The following is a 17,544-nucleotide window of genomic DNA, read 5'->3' as shown; positions in this document are numbered from 1 at the left end:
GTCTTAACCTCGCGCCTCTGTTGCGCCTGCGTCTTCAACGCTGGCGGCCAGAATGGCCAGAACCAGTTGCTGGAAATCCAGACCGGCAGCCCGCGCCGCCATCGGCACCAGGCTGTGATCGGTCATGCCCGGTGCGGTATTGACTTCGAGGAACCAGAACTGCCCGTCGGCGTCCTGCATCACGTCCGCCCGGCCCCAACCGGCGATACCCAGCGCCTCACAGGCCTTGGCCGTGAGTTCCATGAGTTCCTGTTCCTTGGCCGCGTCGAGCCCGCACGGAATGCGGTACTGGGTATCGTTGGCGATGTACTTGGCGTCGTAGTCGTAAAATGTGTGCGGTGTACCCAGGGCGATTGGAGGCAACACCTGGTCACGCAGGGTGGCGATGGTGAACTCCGGACCTTGAATCCATTGCTCGACCAACACTTGCGAATCGTAGGTACTGGCCGCTTTCCATGCGTCGATCAACTCGGACGCAGAATTCACTTTGGCCATCCCGATACTTGAACCTTCATGCGCCGGTTTGACGATCAAAGGCAGGCCCAGTTCCGTCGCTGCGGAAATACAATCGACTTCGCTGCACAGCACGGCGTGACGCGGCGTCGGAATCCCGAGGCTGTGCCAGACCTGCTTGGTACGCAGCTTGTCCATCGCCAGTGCCGAGGCGAGGATGCCGCTGCCGGTGTACGGGATGCCCGCGCACTCGAGCAGGCCCTGCATGCTGCCGTCTTCACCGCCGCGACCGTGGAGAATGATGAACGCACGGTCGATCTTTTCGCTGAGCAGACGCTGCAGGAAGTCTTCACCGACATCGATGCCGAACGCATCGACGCCAGCGCTTTGCAGCGCCTCGAGCACGGCGTTGCCGGATTTCAGCGAAACCTCACGCTCGGCACTCAGGCCGCCGAAGAGCACGGCGACGCGGCCGAAGTCTTTCGGCGCGATGGTGGAGAACAGCTTGGCGTAGGCAGCAGTCATTTCAACTTCCCCTCGACCGGCGCCGCCACGGCGCCGGCGAACAATTCACTTTTCAACAGCTTCGGCGCGAGACCGCCGATATCACCAGCGCCCTGGCACAGCAGAATGTCGCCGGCGCGCAGCAGCGGCTTGACCAGCGGCGCCAGGTCGACGCCACGCTCGATGTAGATCGGGTCGAGCTGACCGCGCTGACGGATGCTGTTGCACAGCTTGCGGCTGTCGGCGCCAGGGATCGGCTCTTCGCCGGCCGGATAGACTTCCATCAGCAGCAGCACGTTGGCGTCGGCCAGTACATTGACGAAGTCGTCGTACAGGTCACGGGTGCGGCTGTAGCGGTGCGGCTGGTAGACCATCACCAGACGACGCTCCGGCCAGCCACCGCGCACAGCTTTGATCACCGCAGCGACTTCGGTCGGGTGGTGACCGTAGTCGTCGACCAGCATTACGTTGCCGCCATCTACCGGCAGTTCACCGTAGACCTGGAAGCGCCGACCAACACCCTGGAAGCCCGACAGGCCCTGAACGATGGCTTCATCGCTGACGCCTTCGTCGGTGGCGATGCAGATGGTCGCCAGCGAGTTGAGCACGTTGTGGTTGCCGGGCATGTTCACCGACACGTCCAGCGGCTCGCGATCCGGGCGCAGGACGGTGAAGAAGGTCTGCATGCCCTGCTGACGGACATTGATCGCGCGCACATCGGCGTCTTCGCTGAAGCCGTAGGTCACGGTCGGACGCTTGACCAGCGGCAGGATTTCGCGCACCACCGGATCGTCCAGGCACATCACCGCCAAACCGTAGAACGGCAGGTTGTGCAGGAATTCGACGAAGGTTTTCTTCAGTTTGTTGAAGTCACCGTCGTAGGTCGCCATGTGGTCGGCGTCGATGTTGGTGACCACGGCCACCAGCGGCTGCAGATGCAGGAAGCTCGCATCGCTTTCGTCGGCTTCGGCGATCAGGTAACGGCTGGTGCCAAGCTGGGCATTGGTGCCCGCTGCGTTCAGACGACCACCAATCACGAATGTCGGGTCCAGACCACCGGCCGCGAACACCGAAGCGATCAGGCTGGTGGTGGTGGTTTTGCCATGGGTACCGGCGACGGCGATGCCGTGGCGATAGCGCATCAGCTCGGCGAGCATTTCTGCACGCGGCACTACGGGAATGCGGCGCTCAAGGGCAGTCGCCACTTCCGGGTTGGACGTGTTTACTGCGCTCGACACCACCAGCACGTCAGCGGTAGCCGCGTTCTCGGCACGGTGACCGATGAAGATCTGCGCGCCAAACGATTCCAGGCGCTCGGTGACCGGCGAGGCTTTCAGGTCGGAACCGGAGACTTGATAGCCCAGGTTCAACAACACTTCAGCGATACCGCACATGCCCACGCCGCCGATGCCGACGAAGTGGATGCGACGGATGCGGCGCATTTCCGGTTGTGGCATGGCTTTCTGATTCTCAACCATGGGCCACCTCCAGACAGGTATCGACCACGCTACGGGTGGCATCGGGTTTGGCCAGTCGGCGGGCCGCTTGGGCCATTGCTTCGAGTCGTTGCGGTTGCATCAAGACCTCTGTCAGGCGCGCGGCAAGATCCGCGGCACCAGTCGTTCTTTGCGGCATCAGGAAGGCAGCGCCTTCGCGGGCCAAATAATCGGCGTTGCGGGTCTGGTGATCGTCGATCGCGTGGGGCAAGGGCACCAGCATCGAGGGCAGACCGGCGGCCGCCAGCTCACTGATGGTCAACGCGCCAGCGCGGCACACCACCAGGTCAGCCCAGCCATAGGCCTGGGCCATGTCTTTGATGAACGGCTGCACCTGCGCTTCCACACCCACGGCGCGGTAACGCTCGGCAGTCACTTCATCGTGATTTTTGCCGGCCTGATGAAACACTTCCGGGCGCAGGTCGGCAGCGACTTGGGCCAGGGCTTCAGGCAGCAATTTGTTCAACGGTTCTGCGCCCAGGCTGCCGCCAAGGATCAGCAAACGCGCTTTGCGCCCGGCCAGTGCCGGTCGCGATGTGTCGAGGAACAGCTCGCTGCGCACCGGATTACCGGTGGTACGGCGGCTGTCCGACAGAGTAAAGGTGTCGGGGAACGCTTCACACACTCGGGCGGCGAACGGCACCAGCAACCGATTGGCGGTGCCGGCGACAGCGTTCTGCTCGTGAACGATCACCGGCACGCCGGCCAGTTTTGCGGCAAGACCGCCGGGGCCGGTCACGTAACCGCCGAAGCCAACCACGCACACCGGCTTCAGACGGCGCATGATCGCCCGCGCCTGCCACACCGATTTCAGCAGCATCAGCGGCGCCTTGAGCAGCGACAGCTTGCCCTTGCCACGCAGTCCGCTTGCGTTGATCCGGTGCAGTTCAAGCCCTGCAGCCGGAACCAGTTCGTTTTCGATCCCGCGTGGCGTGCCGAGCCAGTGCACGGTGTAGCCGCGCGCCTGAAACTCGCGGGCACAGGCCAGCGCCGGGAACACGTGGCCGCCGGTACCGCCGGCCATGATCAATACGTTAGCGCCCATGAGTCGGCTCCTCGGCGAAGTCGCTCTCCTGGAATTCCATCTCTTCGCTGCCCAGGTGGGTTCGACTCTCCCACTCGATGCGCAGCAACAGGCCCAGACAGGCGCAGCAGATCACCAGCGAGCTGCCGCCGTAACTGAGGAACGGCAAGGTCAGACCTTTGGTTGGCAGCAGGCCGACGTTCACACCGATGTTGATCAGGAACTGACCAATCCACAGGAACGACAAGCCGTAAGCCACGTAAGCGGCAAAGAACTGCTTGGCCTTCTCCGCCCACAGGCCGATGTACATGCCGCGAATACACACGAACACGAACAGCGCGACGGTGCACAACGAACCGACCGCACCGAGCTCTTCGGCGAGTACCGAGAACACGAAGTCGGTATGCGCTTCCGGCAGGTAGAACTGCTTCTGCACGCTGTTGCCCAGGCCGACGCCCAGCCACTCGCCGCGACCGAAAGCGATCAAGGCCTGCGACAACTGATAGCCGGCACCGAACTGGTCGGCCCACGGATCGGCGAAGTTGGTCAGACGCGCCATTCGATACGGCTGCATCTGAATCAGCAGAACCACCGCGCCAACCGCCAGCACCACCATCAGCGAGAAGCGGAACAGCCCGACCCCGCCAAGAAACAGCATCGCCGCCGCCGCGCCCATCATGACTACGGTGGCACCGAAGTCCGGTTCCATCAGCAACAGACCCGCCATCGGCAGCAGCACGATGAATGGCTTGAAGAAGCCCATCCAGCTCTCGCGCACTTCTTTCTGCCGGCGCACCAGATAACCGGCGAGGTAGATCACCACGAACACCTTGGCGATTTCCGACGGCTGCACGTTGAAGAAGCTGAAACCGATCCAGCGCATCGAACCGTTCACTTCGCGGCCGATGCCGGGGATGATCACCATCACCAACAGGCCGAACGCACCGATCAGCATCATCCAGCCGAGGCGCTGCCAAGTGGCGATCGGGATCATCATGGTGACAATGCACGCACCCAGGCCCAGCACCACATAGATAAGGTGGCGAATCATGTAATACAGCGGACTGCCCGACTGCGCCGCCGCCACTTCGGTGGACGCCGAGGCGATCATGATCAGACCCAGGCCCAGCAGCGCCAGGCAACCGGCGAGCATCGGGAAGTCGAGGTCGATGCCACGCCCGGTGATCAGCGGCGACGGGTACGGCTTGATGATGTTTCTCAGGTTCATGCCAGTTCCTCCACAGCGCGGACGAACTGGTGACCACGGTCTTCGTAATTCTTGAACATGTCGAAACTGGCGCAGGCCGGCGACAGCAGCACCACATCGCCCGGTTGGGCAGCGGCGCGGCATTGCGCGACGGCGTCGACCAGCGAGGTCGCGCGGATCAGCGGCACGGCATCGCCAATGGCTGCGCCGATCTTGTCGGAGTCGCGGCCCATCAGGACCACAGCGCGGCAGTTGGCCGCCACCGGATCGCGCAGATCGTTGAATTCGGCGCCTTTGCCGTCACCGCCGGCGATCAGAATGACCTTGCCGTCGATGTCCGCACCGAGGCCTTCGATCGCGGCCAGAGCGGCGCCAACGTTGGTGGCTTTGGAGTCGTTGTAATAAGCCACGCCGTCGAGATCGCGCACCCACTGGCAGCGGTGTTCGAGCCCGGCAAACGTGCGCAGCGCCGCGAGCATGGCGTCGAACGGCAGACCCACAGCGTGCCCCAGTGCCAATGCGGCGAGAGCGTTGGACTGGTTATGCGCACCGCGAATCTTCAGTTCACGCACCGGCATCAGGTTCTGGAATTCGAAGGCTAGGTACTTCTCGCCGTCTTCTTCGCGAATGCCGAACGCCTTGAAATCCGGTTTGCTCAGGCCAAAGGTCCAGCATGGCTGGCCTTCGCCGATCAATGGACGGCTCAGGGCGTCCTGACGGTTGACCACAAACTGCTTCGCGCCCCGGAAGATCCGGTGCTTGGCCAGGTGATAGGCTGGCAGACCGCTGTAGCGATCCATGTGGTCTTCGCTGATGTTCAGTACGGTGGCGACTTCGGCGTTGAGCTGGTCGGTGGTTTCCAGCTGGAAACTCGACAACTCCATGACGTACAACTCGACATCGTCGCTGAGCAGATCCAGCGCCGGCGTGCCTAGGTTGCCGCCAACGGCGACGCGTTTGCCCGCCGCAGCCGCCATCTCGCCGACCAGCGTGGTCACGGTGCTTTTCGCGTTGGAGCCGGTGATCGCGACGATCGGCGCCCGCGCGTTACGCGCGAACAGTTCGATGTCGCCGGACATTTTCACGCCACGGGCAGCGGCGGCTTGCAGGGCCGGGGTCGCCAGCGCCAGGCCGGGGCTCACGTAAAGCTCGTCGGCACGGCAGAGGGATTCGACGTCCAGCTCGCCACAACGCACTTCCACGTGCGGATAGTCACGCTTGAGCGTGGCCAGTTCCGGTGGATTTTCCCGCGTGTCGGCCACAGCAAACGACGTGCCCCGGTTCGCCAGGAAGCGAACCAGGGACATGCCGCTCTTGCCGAGGCCGACAACGATGCGGAAGTGGTCAGAAGCGATCAGAGACACTCGTTCTACCTCAGCTTCAGGGTGGCAAGGCCGACCAGGACAAGAATCACGGTGATGATCCAGAAACGGACGATCACGCGCGGCTCGGGCCAGCCCTTGAGTTCAAAGTGGTGGTGAATCGGCGCCATGCGGAACACGCGGCGACCGGTCAGCTTAAAGGAGGCAACCTGAATGACCACTGACAGGGTTTCCATCACGAACACGCCGCCCATGATGAACAGGACGATTTCCTGACGAACGATCACCGCGATGGTGCCCAGTGCCGCGCCGAGTGCCAGGGCACCGACGTCGCCCATGAACACTTGCGCCGGATAGGTGTTGAACCAGAGAAAACCGAGACCGGCACCGATCAGCGCACCGCAGAACACGATCAATTCGCCTGCGCCCGGCACGTAAGGAATCAGCAGGTATTCGGCGAATTTCACGTTACCCGACAGGTAGCAGAAAATCCCCAGGCCACCGCCGACCATTACGGTTGGCATGATCGCCAGGCCGTCGAGGCCGTCAGTCAGGTTGACCGCGTTGCTCGAGCCGACAATCACGAAGTAGGTCAGCACGATGAAACCGGCGCCCAGCGGAATGCTGTAGTCCTTGAGCATCGGCAGAATCAGCGTGGTTTCCACCGGCGTCGCGGCAGTCATATAAAGGAAGATCGCAGCGCCGAGACCGAACACCGACTGCCAGAAATACTTCCAGCGGCTCGGCAGGCCACGGGAGTTCTTCTCGATGACTTTGCGGTAATCGTCGACCCAGCCGATGGCGCCGAACAGCAGGGTCACCAGCAGCACCACCCAGACGTAGCGGTTGCTCAGGTCAGCCCAGAGCAAGGTGCTGACGCCGATCGAAGACAGAATCAGCGCGCCACCCATGGTCGGCGTACCGGATTTGGACAGGTGCGATTGCGGGCCGTCGTTACGTACCGATTGGCCGATCTGACGGTTCTGCAGAGTACGGATCATCCACGGGCCATAGCACAGCGACAAGACCAGCGCGGTCAGCACACCGAGAATCCCGCGCAGGGTCAGGTACTGGAAGACCGCGAAGCCTTTGTAGAACTGTTGCAGATACTCCGCTAGCAGCAGCAGCATTAATGTTTCTCCAGACTGGACCCGCACAGAGCCGCAACGATGTTTTCCATCGCTGCGCTGCGCGAACCCTTGATCAAAATGGTGGTGTTTGTGTCCTGCTCGGCGGCGAGGGCCTGGATCAGCTCGGCCTGGGTGCCGAAGTGCTGCGCCTGCTCACCGAAAGCGTTTACCGCGTGGACCATGTTCGGCCCGACCGCGTAAAGCGCAGAAACCTTGCCTCGGGCGTACTCGCCCACGTCGCGGTGCCCCTGCTCCGCCCAGTCGCCCAACTCGCCGATATCGCCGAGCACCAGGACGGTGCGGCCGGAAAAGCCGGCGAGTATATCAACGGCCGCGCACATCGAGGTGGGGTTTGCGTTGTAGGTGTCATCGATCACGCGCATGCCGTTTTTTGCCAGTTGCGCGACGGTGCGCCCCTTGACCGGTTGCACCGCACCGAGGCCGGTGGCGATGCCGAACAGCGACACGCCCAAGGCGTGAGCAGCAGCGGCGGCAGCCAGGGCATTGGCGACGTTATGAGTACCGAGCAGGTTCAGTTGCACGCGCTCGCTACCTTCAGGCGTGTGCAGATTGAACGCCGGGCAACCACGGGCATCGGTGGCCAGATCGCTGGCGTGGAAATTCGCCTCGCTGTTGCTCAGGGCGAAGGTCAGCACCTGACGGCCGGCCGCGCGGGTCTTCCAGATACCAAAAGCCTTGTCATCGAGGTTGAGCACGGCGATGCCATCGGCGGCCAGACCCTCGATGATTTCGCCTTTGGCTTCGACGATTTTTTCCGGACCGCCGAACTCACCGACGTGAGCGGTGCCGGCGTTGTTCAGAATCGCTACGTGCGGCTTGGTCAGGCCGACGGTGTAGGCGATTTCACCGAGACGCGAAGCGCCCAGTTCGATCACGGCGGAGGTGTGTTCCGGCGCCAGTTCGATCAGGGTCAGCGGGACGCCGAGGTCGTTGTTCAGGTTGCCACGGGTCGCCAGTACCGGACCGCGCGTGCGCAGGATGCTCGCGAGCATTTCCTTGACCGTGGTCTTGCCACTGGAACCGGTCACCGCCGCCACTGGCTGGGTGAACGCAGCACGGTTCAACGCGCCGAGTTGGCCGAGGGCCTGACGGGTGTCCTTGACCAGCAATTGCGGCAACGCGCTGTCGGCGACCTCACGCTCGACCAGTGCCGCGACCGCGCCTTTGCCGGCGACGTCGTTCAGATAGTCATGACCGTCGAAACGCGGGCCGGTCAGGGCGATGAACAACTGGCCGGGCTGGATCGCGCGGCTGTCGATGCTGACGCCGTCGAAACTCGCATCAGCGCCGATCAAACGGGCTTCGAGGACGTTGGTCAGTTCACTGAGTGTCAGGGCCTTAAGCATGGGCCACCTCCCACGCGGTCAGGGCATGATCAGCCTCGACCAGATCGGAAAAGGCATGGCGCACGCCGTTGATTTCCTGATAGTCCTCGTGACCTTTGCCGGCCAGCACAATGACGTCATCAGCGGTCGCGCCGGCGATAAGTTGCGCAATGGCCTGGCCGCGACCGGCGACGAAAGTGACTTTATCCACAGCGGTGAAACCGGCACGGATGTCGTCGAAAATCACCGCAGGATCTTCGGTGCGCGGGTTGTCGTCGGTGACCAACACCTGGTCAGCCAGACGCTCGACCACTTCGGCCATCAACGGACGTTTGCCGCGATCGCGATCACCGCCGCAGCCGAACAGGCACAGCAATTGGCCTTTTACGTGCGGGCGCAGTGCTGTGAGAACTTTTTCCAGTGCATCCGGGGTGTGGGCGTAATCGACCACCACCAACGGCTGCGTGCCACCACCCAGACGCTGCATGCGACCGGCCGGGCCTTCGAGCTTCGGCAGCACTTTGAGAATTTCGTCGAGGGCGTAATCCAGACCGAGCAAGGCGCCGACTGCGGCCAGCACGTTACTCAGGTTGAAACGACCAAGCAGCGTACTGCGCAGGTGATGCTCGCCCTGCGGCGTGACCAGCGTGGCGCGTACACCATGGTCGTCGAACTGCGCTTCGCGGCAGAACAGGTAGGCACTGCTGTCGAGCAGGCTGTAGGTGATCAAACGCGACTCGCGTTTTTCCGCCGCCAGTTGCCGGCCGAAATCGTCGTCGAGGTTGACCACGCGGCACTTCAGGTCATTCCAGGCGAACAGCCGGGCCTTGGCCTCGGCGTACGCCTGCATGGTGCCGTGATAATCCAGGTGATCGCGGGACAGGTTGGTCATCACCGCCACGTCGAACGCCAGCGCGGTGACCCGGCCCTGATCCAGACCGTGGGACGAGACTTCCATGGCCACGGCTTTGGCACCGGCCTTTTTCAGGTCACCCAGGGTCGCTTGCACGGCAATCGGGTTCGGCGTGGTGTGCAGGCCGCTTTCCAGCGCGCCGTAGAAACCGGAACCCAGCGTACCGACGATGCCGCAATGCTGGCCGAGCAGATCCAGCGCCTGCGCGACCAGTTGGGTCACGCTGGTCTTGCCGTTGGTGCCAGTGACGCCGATCAGGTTCAGGTGATGACTCGGCTCACCGTAAAAACGCCCGGCAATGTCCGAAAGTTGCGCCGCCAGACCCTTGACCGGGATCAGCGGCACGTCAGTGATCGGCAATAAGGTGGCGCCTTCGACCTCATACGCCACGGCAGCTGCGCCGCGTTGCAAGGCATCGGCGATATGCGCACGGCCATCGAAACGGCCGCCGGGCACGGCAAGAAACAAGTCGCCGGCGCGCACGTTGCGGCTGTCCAGCGCCAGTTCACGGATCAACAGATCGTGGCCGGCGTGGGGGAATATCTTGTTCAGACTTAATGACATCAGCCGCGCCCTCCATTGGCTTTCAGCGGAACGACCGGGGTGGCGTTGGCCTGTTGCGTGGTCGGCAAGTTGTCCGGGGTCACGTTCATCAGGCGCAGGGTGCCGGACATCACACGGCTGAATACCGGCGCGGACACCAGACCACCGAAGTAACCGGCCTTGGTTGGCTCATCAATCACCACAACAATGGCGTAACGCGGATCGCTCATCGGGCCGAAGCCGGCGAACAGTGAGCGGTAGGAGTTTTCCGCGTAGCCCTTGGTGCCGACCGAAGTCTTGCGCGCGGTACCCGACTTGCCGCCGACGTGATAAGCCGGCACCTGCGCACGGAACACGCCGCGCGGCGCTTCGATTACCTGCTGCAACATGCCCTGCATGGTTTTCGCCACGGCTTCCGGCAGCACTTGGGTGGTCTGCGGCATCTTGTCGGTTTTGATCAGGGTCAGTGGCGCGAGGCGACCATTGTTGGCCAGCGCCGAGAACGCGTGCACCAACTGGATCGCGGTCACGGAAATACCGTAGCCGTAAGACAAGGTTGCAGTTTCAGCCTTGCGCCATTCGCGGTAGTTCGGCAGATTGCCGACACGTTCGCCGGGGAAGCCCAGGCCGGTGTCCTGACCGAGGCCGACTTTCTGCGCGAGACGGAAAATGGTTTCGCCGCCGATATCGAAGGCGACCTTACTCATGCCGACGTTACTGGAATTGATCAGGATGCCGGTCAGATCGAGCACTGGCCCTTCGGTCTTCGACACGTCTTTGATGGTGTATTTGCCGATCTGCAACGAGCCCGGATACACCTCGACGGTGTCGCTCGGTTTCCAGCGGCCGGTTTCGATTGCCGCGCTCATGGAAATGGCTTTCATGGTCGAACCCGGCTCGAACACGTCGATCATGGCGCGGTTGCGCATCATCGCCGGTTGCAGGTTGCGACGGTTGTTCGGGTTGTAGGTCGGCTGGTTGACCATGGCCAGGATCTCGCCGGTCTTCACGTCCATGATCACCAGACTGCCGGCCTTGGCGCCGTTTTCGATGATCGCGTTGCGCAGCTCGCGGTTGGCCAGGTATTGCAGACGCAGGTCAATCGACAACGCCAAGGGCTTGCCGGCCTTGGCGTTCTTGGTGACTTGAACATCCTTGATCAACCGGCCACGGCGATCCTTGATGACTTGTCGTTTGCCCGGCACCCCGGCCAGCCATTCGTCATAGGCCAGCTCGACGCCTTCGCGACCGTGATCGTCGATGTCGGTAAAGCCGACCATGTGCGCGGTGACTTCACCGGCCGGGTAGAAGCGGCGGAATTCTTCGATGCCGTAGACGCCCGGCACTTTCAGATCGAGCACAGCCTGACCCTGCTCGGGGGTCAGCCCGCGCACCAGATAAATGAATTCTTTGTTGGCCTGGGCTTCGAGGCGTTCGCTCAGGGCTTTCGGGTTCTGGCCCAGCGCGGCGGCGAGTGCCGGCCACTTCTCTTTGGCCGACTGCATTTCCTTGGCGTTGGCCCACAGCGTGGTCACTGGGGTACTGACAGCCAGAGGCTCGCCGTTACGGTCGGTGATCAGGCCACGGTGCGCCGGAATCGGAATATGCCGCAGGCTGCGCGCATCGCCCTGCCCTTTGAGGAAGTCACGGTCGACCACTTGCAGGTCGATGATGCGCCAGCAGATCGCCGCGACCATCAGACCGAGCAGCGCCACCATCAGGCGGAAGCGCCATGGGAACAGCGCGCCTTCGAGTTTCATCATGGCGCCACCATCTTCACGTCAGCCGCGCCAGGTATGTGCATCTTCAGTTGTTCGGTGGCCAGCACTTCGATGCGGCTGTGCGCAGTCCAGGTGCTCTGCTCGAGAATCAAGCGGCCCCACTCGGCCTGCGCCTTGTCGCGCACGCTCAGTTCGTTATAAAGGGTGTTGAGCAACTGCCGGTTCCAGTGCGCGCTGTACGACACGGCAATGGCCGAAAACAGCACGCCGATAAACAGCAGCAGCATCAGAAAGCTGCCGCCGGGCAGTGGTTTGGCGAAAAGCTTGCTCACCGCAACTTCTCCGCGACACGCATGACGGCGCTACGGGAACGTGGGTTGGCTTTGAGTTCGGCGTCGGAGGCCGTCTGCGCTTTGCCGTGGATTTTGATTTTCGGTTCGAAGGCGACGTGGCGAACCGGCAGGTTGCGCGGCAGGTTGTCGGCCTCGCCTTTCACCAGCTTGCGCATGAACAGTTTGACGATGCGGTCTTCCAGCGAGTGGAAGCTGATGACCACCAGACGGCCGCCAACTTCCAGCGCTTCCAGCGCGGCGTCGAGGCCGGCTTCCAGATCGCCGAGTTCGTTATTGACGTGAATGCGCAAACCCTGGAACGCGCGGGTAGCTGGGTTCTTGCCCTTTTCCCACGCCGGGTTGGCGACTTTCAGCACTTCGGCCAGATCGGCGGTGCGCTCGAACGGCTTGATGTCACGGCGCTCGGCGACGGCACGGGCCATACGCCCGGAGAAACGTTCTTCGCCGTATTCCTTGAACACCCGGGCGATTTCTTCCACCGGCGCGGTGTTGACGAATTCGGCAGCGCTGATGCCACGGGACGGGTCCATGCGCATGTCAAGTGGACCGTCATTGAGGAAACTGAAGCCGCGCTCGGCATCATCGAGCTGCGGCGACGACACGCCGAGGTCGAGCAGAATGCCGCTGACCTTGCCGGTCAGGCCTTGCTCGGCAACCACCGAACCGAGCTCGGCAAAGCTGCGCTGCACAACGACAAAGCGGCCGTCTTCGGCCGCTAGCGTTTGCCCGGTGGCAATCGCTTGAGGATCCTTGTCGAATCCGATGAGTCGACCGTCCGGCCCGAGCTGGCTGAGGATCAGCCGACTGTGCCCGCCGCGCCCGAACGTGCCGTCCAGATAGCAGCCATCAGGACGTACGGCGAGAGCCTCGACGGCTTCGTCAAGCAGTACGGTGATGTGGTTAAAGCCGCTATCAATAGTCACAGGATCAAATCACGCAGTTCATCAGGCATCGCGCCCGGTTGTTGAATAGCAGCAAGGTCAGCGGCAGATACCGCATTCCATGCATCCTCGTCCCACAATTGGAACTTGTTCAGTTGGCCGACCAGCATCGCGCGCTTATCGAGCTTGGCGTATTCGCGCAAACGCGGCGGAACCAGGAAACGACCACTGCCATCGAGTTCGAGGTCGACGGCATTACCAATCAATAAACGTTGCAGGCGACGGTTCTCTTCGCGAAGCGAAGGGAGTGCGCGCAACTTGGTTTCAATAATTTCCCACTCATCGAGCGGATAGACACACAGGCACGGATCAACGGCATCAATGGTCACGATCAATTGGCCGGAACTGCGCGAATCGAGCTCGTCACGGTACCGGCTCGGCATGGCGAGACGGCCCTTTGCATCGAGACTGATAGCGTTAGCTCCGCGAAACACGTCAGCGTTTCTCCAATTTTTATCGTTTTGAGCTCAAAAAACCCACTTCATGCCACTTTCCGCCACTTGCGCACACTATAGGAATGCGCCCACCACACCGTCAAGGCGCGGATTAAAGGAAAAGCCTTACAGAACGGAGATTTAGCGACGTAAAAGGAGGCTCAACGAGAATCTGACGTGAAGTTTTGGTCAATAACTTGATGCAGCACTGAAAGCTGCGCTCGAAAGTTAAAGTAGTTTGTTAAGAGTAAGATTTTTTCGGTATTACAAAGGCGCTTCGGCTGTTGATTGAAGCAGGGTGGGAAAAGGCTATTACCGCGTTTGCCGCTGCCGGAATTTCAGACCAGGCCGGCTGATATTACACAGCCGCGTCTTCTTTGTTTCAAGCAGGGAAAGAAAAAGGTGGAGAGTCGATCTGTAAGCCGGGTTCTGTCTTGAACAGTCATTCGTCTACGATGGCCATCACTGGACATCTTTAGCAACCTACCCGGTCCCAGCGCGGGCCACGCCTTGGGACCCTATTTGGTCTTGCTCCAAGTGGGGTTTACCTAGCCACGAACTGTTGCCAGACGTGCGGTGCGCTCTTACCGCACCTTTTCACCCTTACCGGCGCTTGCGCGCTTAGGCGGTTATTTTCTGTGGCACTTTCCGTAGGCTCACGCCTCCCAGGCATTACCTGGCACTTCGCCCTATGGAGCCCGGACTTTCCTCCCCCCCTAATTCTCATAGAGGGCAGCGACTGTCCGATCGACTCTCCGCCGCGAAGGTTAACGGCAGAGCGCCGGAAGAACAAGCGCTAAAACCCTCCATACCGCCATGGGCGACGGCTTACACGCCTTTCTGTTTATCCAGCGCCACCTGATACAACACGTTTTTGCGCTCGCCAGTGATTTGCGCTGCCAGTGCGGCGGCGCGCTTGAGTGGCATTTCCTCCAGAAGCAGATCGAGGATGCGCATGGCTTCGCTGCTGACCGCGTCCTCCGACTCCGGCGCGGTCCAGCCGGCCACCAGCACTACGCACTCACCGCGCTGCTGATTGCTGTCGGACTCGACGAACGCACGCAGCTCGCTGAGCGGCAGGCCTTTAAGGGTTTCGAAGGTTTTGGTGATTTCCCGCGCCAGCAGAGCCTGACGCTCGCCGCCAAACACTGCTTCCATATCCTGCAGGCATTCGAGAATGCGATGCGGCGCTTCATAGAAAATCAATGTGCGCGGCTCTTCTTTAACCGCTTCCAGACGCGCCTTGCGTCCGACCGACTTGGCCGGCAGAAATCCTTCGAAGATAAAACGGTCGGACGGCAAGCCCGCCGCCGACAGCGCTGCGATCAACGCACAGGCACCCGGCACCGGCACCACGTTGATCCCGGCCGCACGGGCCTGACGCACCAGGTGATAACCCGGATCGGAAATCAGCGGCGTACCGGCATCGGAGATCAGCGCGACGTTGTCGCCCGCCAACAACCGGGTAATAAAGCGGCTACCCTCATCCCGTTCGTTGTGTTCGTGACATGCGGCCAAGGGCGTGCCTATGCCGAAGTGCTGCATCAGGCGCGCCGAATGCCGGGTATCTTCCGCTGCAATCAGGGCCACTTCACGGAGGATTTTCAAGGCCCGGGCGCTGATGTCGTCCAGGTTGCCGATGGGCGTCGCCACCACATAAAGCGAGCCAGCAGCGGAATTCAAAGGACCTGGAGCAGTCAAAGCGCACACCTCGTGATCGGTAAAAGCGGCCATTGTAGCGCGTCATGAGGCTTGCGATGCGCTCCGGCCGAGTGTGGTTTTTCGCCCGGTTGTGCGCTGCCGCAACATTTACTCCAGCTAAATTGACCGATTCACGCCAGTAACATCGCGCCCCGGCCAGTGCTTGGGTACAATTCCACGCTAATTTGATCGAGTATCAGGAACACTTACATGATCGCTTGCCTGCGGCTGTTCACTGCCCTCTGCCTCGCTGCCTTGTTGGCCGCGTGTGCCAGCTCCCCTTCCTCCAGCCTTGGCGAACTTCCACGGACTCCGGACGCCAGCATCGAGCAACTGCTCGAACAGGCTGCGCAGGCTAAAACCCCGGAACAAGCCGCCCTGCTGCGCCTGAGCGCGGCGGACCAGGCCTACCGCCAAGGCAATGCCGGCCAGTCCGCGCAAATCCTGCAACAAGTGCCGGTGGAGCAACTCAAGCCAGGCCAGCAGATTTTCGCCAATACGCTGTCCGCCGAACTGGCCATGACGCGCAATCAGCCGAAAGCTGCGCTGACCGCCCTGAGCCATCCGAGCTTCCAGAAGCTCGGGGAAATGCCGGAAGAGCAGCAAGTGCGCACTGGCACTGTTCACGCCCGCGCCCTTGAAGCCGATGGCCAGACGCTGGCCGCTGCCCGTGAGCGTGTGTTCATTGCACCGATGCTGGAAGGCGAAGCGGCGAGCAAGAACCACGAAGCGATCTGGACCCTGATCGCTTCGCTGCCAACCGATCAATTGCAACCGAACAACACCGACGATCTCGGCGGCTGGATGGCACTGGCGCAAGCGGTGAAAACCGCAGGCACGCTGGAACAGCAACAAGCCGCGATCGACAACTGGCGCGCGCAGAATCCAAAGCACCCGGCGGCGATCAACCTGCCGCTGCCGCTGACCAAGCTCAAGGAACTGGCCAGCCAGCCACTGAGCAAAATCGCCCTGCTGCTGCCACAGGACGGCCAGTTGGCGTCGGTCGGCAAAGCGCTGCGTGAAGGCTTCATGGCCGCGCATTATCAGGCGCAACAGGCCGGCCAGAACCCACCTGCCATCGAGTTCTACGACAGCTCGAAGCTGACTTCGATGGACGAGTTCTATCGCAAGGCTCAGGCTGACGGCGTGCAACTGGTAGTCGGCCCGCTGGAAAAACCACTGGTCAAGCAACTGAGCACTCGCCCGCAACTGCCAATCACCACCCTGGCGCTGAACTACAGCGAAGGCGAGCAAGGCCCGGCGCAGTTGTTCCAGTTCGGCCTGGCGGCTGAAGACGAAGCTCGCGAAGTTTCCCGTCGCGCTCGTGCCGACGGCCTGCATCGCGCCGCTATCATGGTACCGAAGGGCGAATGGGGCGATCGCGTCCTGCGTGCCTTCAGCCAGGACTGGCAAGCCAATGGCGGCAGCATCGTTGCCACCGAGCGTGTCGATCAGCCGGTGCAACTGGCCCAGCAGATTGCCGACATGTTCCAGCTGCGCCAGAGCGAAGCCCGCGCCAAGAGCCTGCAGAATGTTGCCGGCACCAATGTCGCCGCGCAGCCTTCGCGTCGTCAGGACATTGAATTCATCTTCTTGGCCGCCACGCCGCAACAGGCCCAGCAGATCAAGCCGACCCTGAATTTCCAGTACGCCGGTGACGTCCCGGTCTACGCGACCTCCCACGTCTACAGCGCCAGCGGCGACGTCAATCAGTACAACGACATGAACGGCATTCGCTTCTGCGAAACCCCATGGCTGCTGGAAACCAGCGATCCGCTGCGCCAGCAAGTAGCTGCGCAATGGCCGCAAGCCAATGGCAGCCTCGGTCGCCTGTACGCCATGGGCGCCGATGCCTATCGCCTGGCACCGCGCCTGGGTCAACTCAAGGCCCTGCCGGACAGCCGCATCGAAGGTCAGTCGGGCAGCCTCGGCATGACCCAGACCCAGCGCGTTGTGCGCCAGTTGCCGTGGGCACAGTTCGTCAGCGGTCAGGTGCAGCGCCTGCCGGACACCCCGCGCTGATGCCCGACAGGTCACGCTCGCAAAGCGGCAAGGATGCCGAGCGCCAGGCGCTCGAACATCTGCAACAACAAGGGCTGCGCCTGCTGGCGCAGAACTGGTTATGCAAACGCGGCGAGCTTGATCTGGTCATGCTTGATGGCGATACAGTAGTATTCGTTGAAGTTCGCTACAGAAAAAACACTCAATGGGGTGGCGCGCTCGCCAGTATCGACGAGCGCAAGCAGCAGAAACTGATCTTTGCAGCACAGTATTTTCTTCAGCGCGAGTCGCGTTGGGCCAATTCCCCCTGCCGCTTCGATGTGGTGGCAATCGACAGCCACCCGAATCAGCTGAACTGGTTGCAGAATGCTTTCGACAGTTGATCGCCTGCATCCTGCCCCGTTTTCGTCCGACACATTTTGCTCTTTGCTTTGCCGGCTGCACATTCACGTGCC

The 17,544-nt window shown here is 61.8% G+C and carries 15 protein-coding genes and 1 other RNA gene; 2 read left to right on the top strand and 14 right to left on the bottom strand.

Annotation, left to right across the window (positions count from 1 at the left end):
* Positions 1-3: 3 nt before the first annotated feature.
* The 14 genes from AB4N48_RS02740 to rsmI all read right to left on the bottom strand — a co-directional run bounded on the left by AB4N48_RS02740 (position 4) and on the right by rsmI (position 15,121).
* Entirely contained in the window at positions 4-978 is a 975-nt protein-coding gene (locus AB4N48_RS02740) for a D-alanine--D-alanine ligase (protein ID WP_460094749.1), read from the bottom strand.
* Positions 975-2,435, bottom strand: coding sequence for a UDP-N-acetylmuramate--L-alanine ligase (gene murC / locus AB4N48_RS02735; protein ID WP_039761387.1), 1,461 nt, complete (start codon positions 2,433-2,435; stop codon positions 975-977). The genes AB4N48_RS02740 and murC overlap by 4 nt, the downstream gene beginning before the upstream one ends.
* Positions 2,428-3,498 (bottom strand): undecaprenyldiphospho-muramoylpentapeptide beta-N-acetylglucosaminyltransferase, encoded by a 1,071-nt coding sequence (gene murG, locus AB4N48_RS02730; protein WP_016773277.1) that lies wholly within the window; start codon positions 3,496-3,498, stop codon positions 2,428-2,430. Before murG ends, murC begins: the two co-directional genes overlap by 8 nt.
* Positions 3,488-4,705, bottom strand: a complete 1,218-nt coding sequence (gene ftsW, locus AB4N48_RS02725; protein ID WP_016773276.1) for a putative lipid II flippase FtsW — start codon at positions 4,703-4,705, stop codon at positions 3,488-3,490. The genes murG and ftsW overlap by 11 nt, the downstream gene beginning before the upstream one ends.
* Entirely contained in the window at positions 4,702-6,048 is a 1,347-nt protein-coding gene (murD, locus tag AB4N48_RS02720) for a UDP-N-acetylmuramoyl-L-alanine--D-glutamate ligase (RefSeq protein ID WP_460094747.1), read from the bottom strand. The genes ftsW and murD overlap by 4 nt, the downstream gene beginning before the upstream one ends.
* A gap of 5 nt (positions 6,049-6,053) precedes the next feature.
* Positions 6,054-7,136 (bottom strand): phospho-N-acetylmuramoyl-pentapeptide-transferase, encoded by a 1,083-nt coding sequence (mraY, locus tag AB4N48_RS02715; protein WP_016773275.1) that lies wholly within the window; start codon positions 7,134-7,136, stop codon positions 6,054-6,056.
* Complete coding sequence (locus tag AB4N48_RS02710; RefSeq protein ID WP_056790214.1) at positions 7,136-8,503, bottom strand: UDP-N-acetylmuramoyl-tripeptide--D-alanyl-D-alanine ligase; 1,368 nt, start codon at positions 8,501-8,503, stop codon at positions 7,136-7,138. The genes mraY and AB4N48_RS02710 overlap by 1 nt, the downstream gene beginning before the upstream one ends.
* Positions 8,496-9,959 carry a UDP-N-acetylmuramoyl-L-alanyl-D-glutamate--2,6-diaminopimelate ligase gene (locus AB4N48_RS02705; protein WP_460094746.1) on the bottom strand — a complete coding sequence of 488 codons (1,464 nt, stop codon included), beginning with the start codon at positions 9,957-9,959 and terminating at the stop codon, positions 8,496-8,498. The genes AB4N48_RS02710 and AB4N48_RS02705 overlap by 8 nt, the downstream gene beginning before the upstream one ends.
* Positions 9,959-11,698 (bottom strand): peptidoglycan D,D-transpeptidase FtsI family protein, encoded by a 1,740-nt coding sequence (locus AB4N48_RS02700; protein WP_174823877.1) that lies wholly within the window; start codon positions 11,696-11,698, stop codon positions 9,959-9,961. The genes AB4N48_RS02705 and AB4N48_RS02700 overlap by 1 nt, the downstream gene beginning before the upstream one ends.
* Positions 11,698-11,991 carry a cell division protein FtsL gene (ftsL, locus tag AB4N48_RS02695; protein WP_016773269.1) on the bottom strand — a complete coding sequence of 98 codons (294 nt, stop codon included), beginning with the start codon at positions 11,989-11,991 and terminating at the stop codon, positions 11,698-11,700. The genes AB4N48_RS02700 and ftsL overlap by 1 nt, the downstream gene beginning before the upstream one ends.
* The gene (gene rsmH / locus AB4N48_RS02690; RefSeq protein WP_024014247.1) at positions 11,988-12,935 is read right to left on the bottom strand and encodes a 16S rRNA (cytosine(1402)-N(4))-methyltransferase RsmH; all 948 of its coding nucleotides are present in this window, start codon (positions 12,933-12,935) and stop codon (positions 11,988-11,990) included. Before rsmH ends, ftsL begins: the two co-directional genes overlap by 4 nt.
* Positions 12,932-13,387, bottom strand: a complete 456-nt coding sequence (mraZ, locus tag AB4N48_RS02685; protein ID WP_007917012.1) for a division/cell wall cluster transcriptional repressor MraZ — start codon at positions 13,385-13,387, stop codon at positions 12,932-12,934. The genes rsmH and mraZ overlap by 4 nt, the downstream gene beginning before the upstream one ends.
* 402 nt (positions 13,388-13,789) lie before the next feature.
* Positions 13,790-14,142: RNase P RNA component class A (rnpB, locus tag AB4N48_RS02680), an RNA gene on the bottom strand.
* Between the two features lie 73 nt (positions 14,143-14,215).
* The gene (gene rsmI, locus AB4N48_RS02675) at positions 14,216-15,121 is read right to left on the bottom strand and encodes a 16S rRNA (cytidine(1402)-2'-O)-methyltransferase (RefSeq protein ID WP_016773267.1); all 906 of its coding nucleotides are present in this window, start codon (positions 15,119-15,121) and stop codon (positions 14,216-14,218) included.
* Between the two features lie 177 nt (positions 15,122-15,298).
* Between rsmI and AB4N48_RS02670 the strand changes: the two genes are divergently transcribed.
* Together AB4N48_RS02670 and AB4N48_RS02665 are read left to right on the top strand one after the other, a co-directional pair.
* On the top strand, positions 15,299-17,110 hold the full coding sequence (locus AB4N48_RS02670) for a penicillin-binding protein activator (protein ID WP_073473468.1): 1,812 nt from the start codon (positions 15,299-15,301) through the stop codon (positions 17,108-17,110).
* Positions 17,110-17,472 carry a YraN family protein gene (locus AB4N48_RS02665; RefSeq protein ID WP_016773265.1) on the top strand — a complete coding sequence of 121 codons (363 nt, stop codon included), beginning with the start codon at positions 17,110-17,112 and terminating at the stop codon, positions 17,470-17,472. Before AB4N48_RS02670 ends, AB4N48_RS02665 begins: the two co-directional genes overlap by 1 nt.
* Positions 17,473-17,544: the final 72 nt, after the last annotated feature.

It is taken from the genome of Pseudomonas sp. S2_C11 (assembly GCF_054668395.1).
Note: the sequence above shows the minus strand (reverse complement) of the source record. Positions and strands in the feature narration are given on the sequence as shown.

Coding starts and splice junctions, on each gene's coding strand:
- AB4N48_RS02740 (WP_460094749.1), bottom strand. CDS start 978: ATGACTGCTGCCTACGCCAAGCTGTTCTCCACCATCGCGCCGAAAGAC.
- murC (WP_039761387.1), bottom strand. CDS start 2,435: ATGGTTGAGAATCAGAAAGCCATGCCACAACCGGAAATGCGCCGCATC.
- murG (WP_016773277.1), bottom strand. CDS start 3,498: ATGGGCGCTAACGTATTGATCATGGCCGGCGGTACCGGCGGCCACGTG.
- ftsW (WP_016773276.1), bottom strand. CDS start 4,705: ATGAACCTGAGAAACATCATCAAGCCGTACCCGTCGCCGCTGATCACC.
- mraY (WP_016773275.1), bottom strand. CDS start 7,136: ATGCTGCTGCTGCTAGCGGAGTATCTGCAACAGTTCTACAAAGGCTTC.
- AB4N48_RS02710 (WP_056790214.1), bottom strand. CDS start 8,503: ATGCTTAAGGCCCTGACACTCAGTGAACTGACCAACGTCCTCGAAGCC.
- AB4N48_RS02705 (WP_460094746.1), bottom strand. CDS start 9,959: ATGTCATTAAGTCTGAACAAGATATTCCCCCACGCCGGCCACGATCTG.
- AB4N48_RS02700 (WP_174823877.1), bottom strand. CDS start 11,698: ATGAAACTCGAAGGCGCGCTGTTCCCATGGCGCTTCCGCCTGATGGTG.
- rsmI (WP_016773267.1), bottom strand. CDS start 15,121: ATGGCCGCTTTTACCGATCACGAGGTGTGCGCTTTGACTGCTCCAGGT.
- AB4N48_RS02670 (WP_073473468.1), top strand. CDS start 15,299: ATGATCGCTTGCCTGCGGCTGTTCACTGCCCTCTGCCTCGCTGCCTTG.
- AB4N48_RS02665 (WP_016773265.1), top strand. CDS start 17,110: ATGCCCGACAGGTCACGCTCGCAAAGCGGCAAGGATGCCGAGCGCCAG.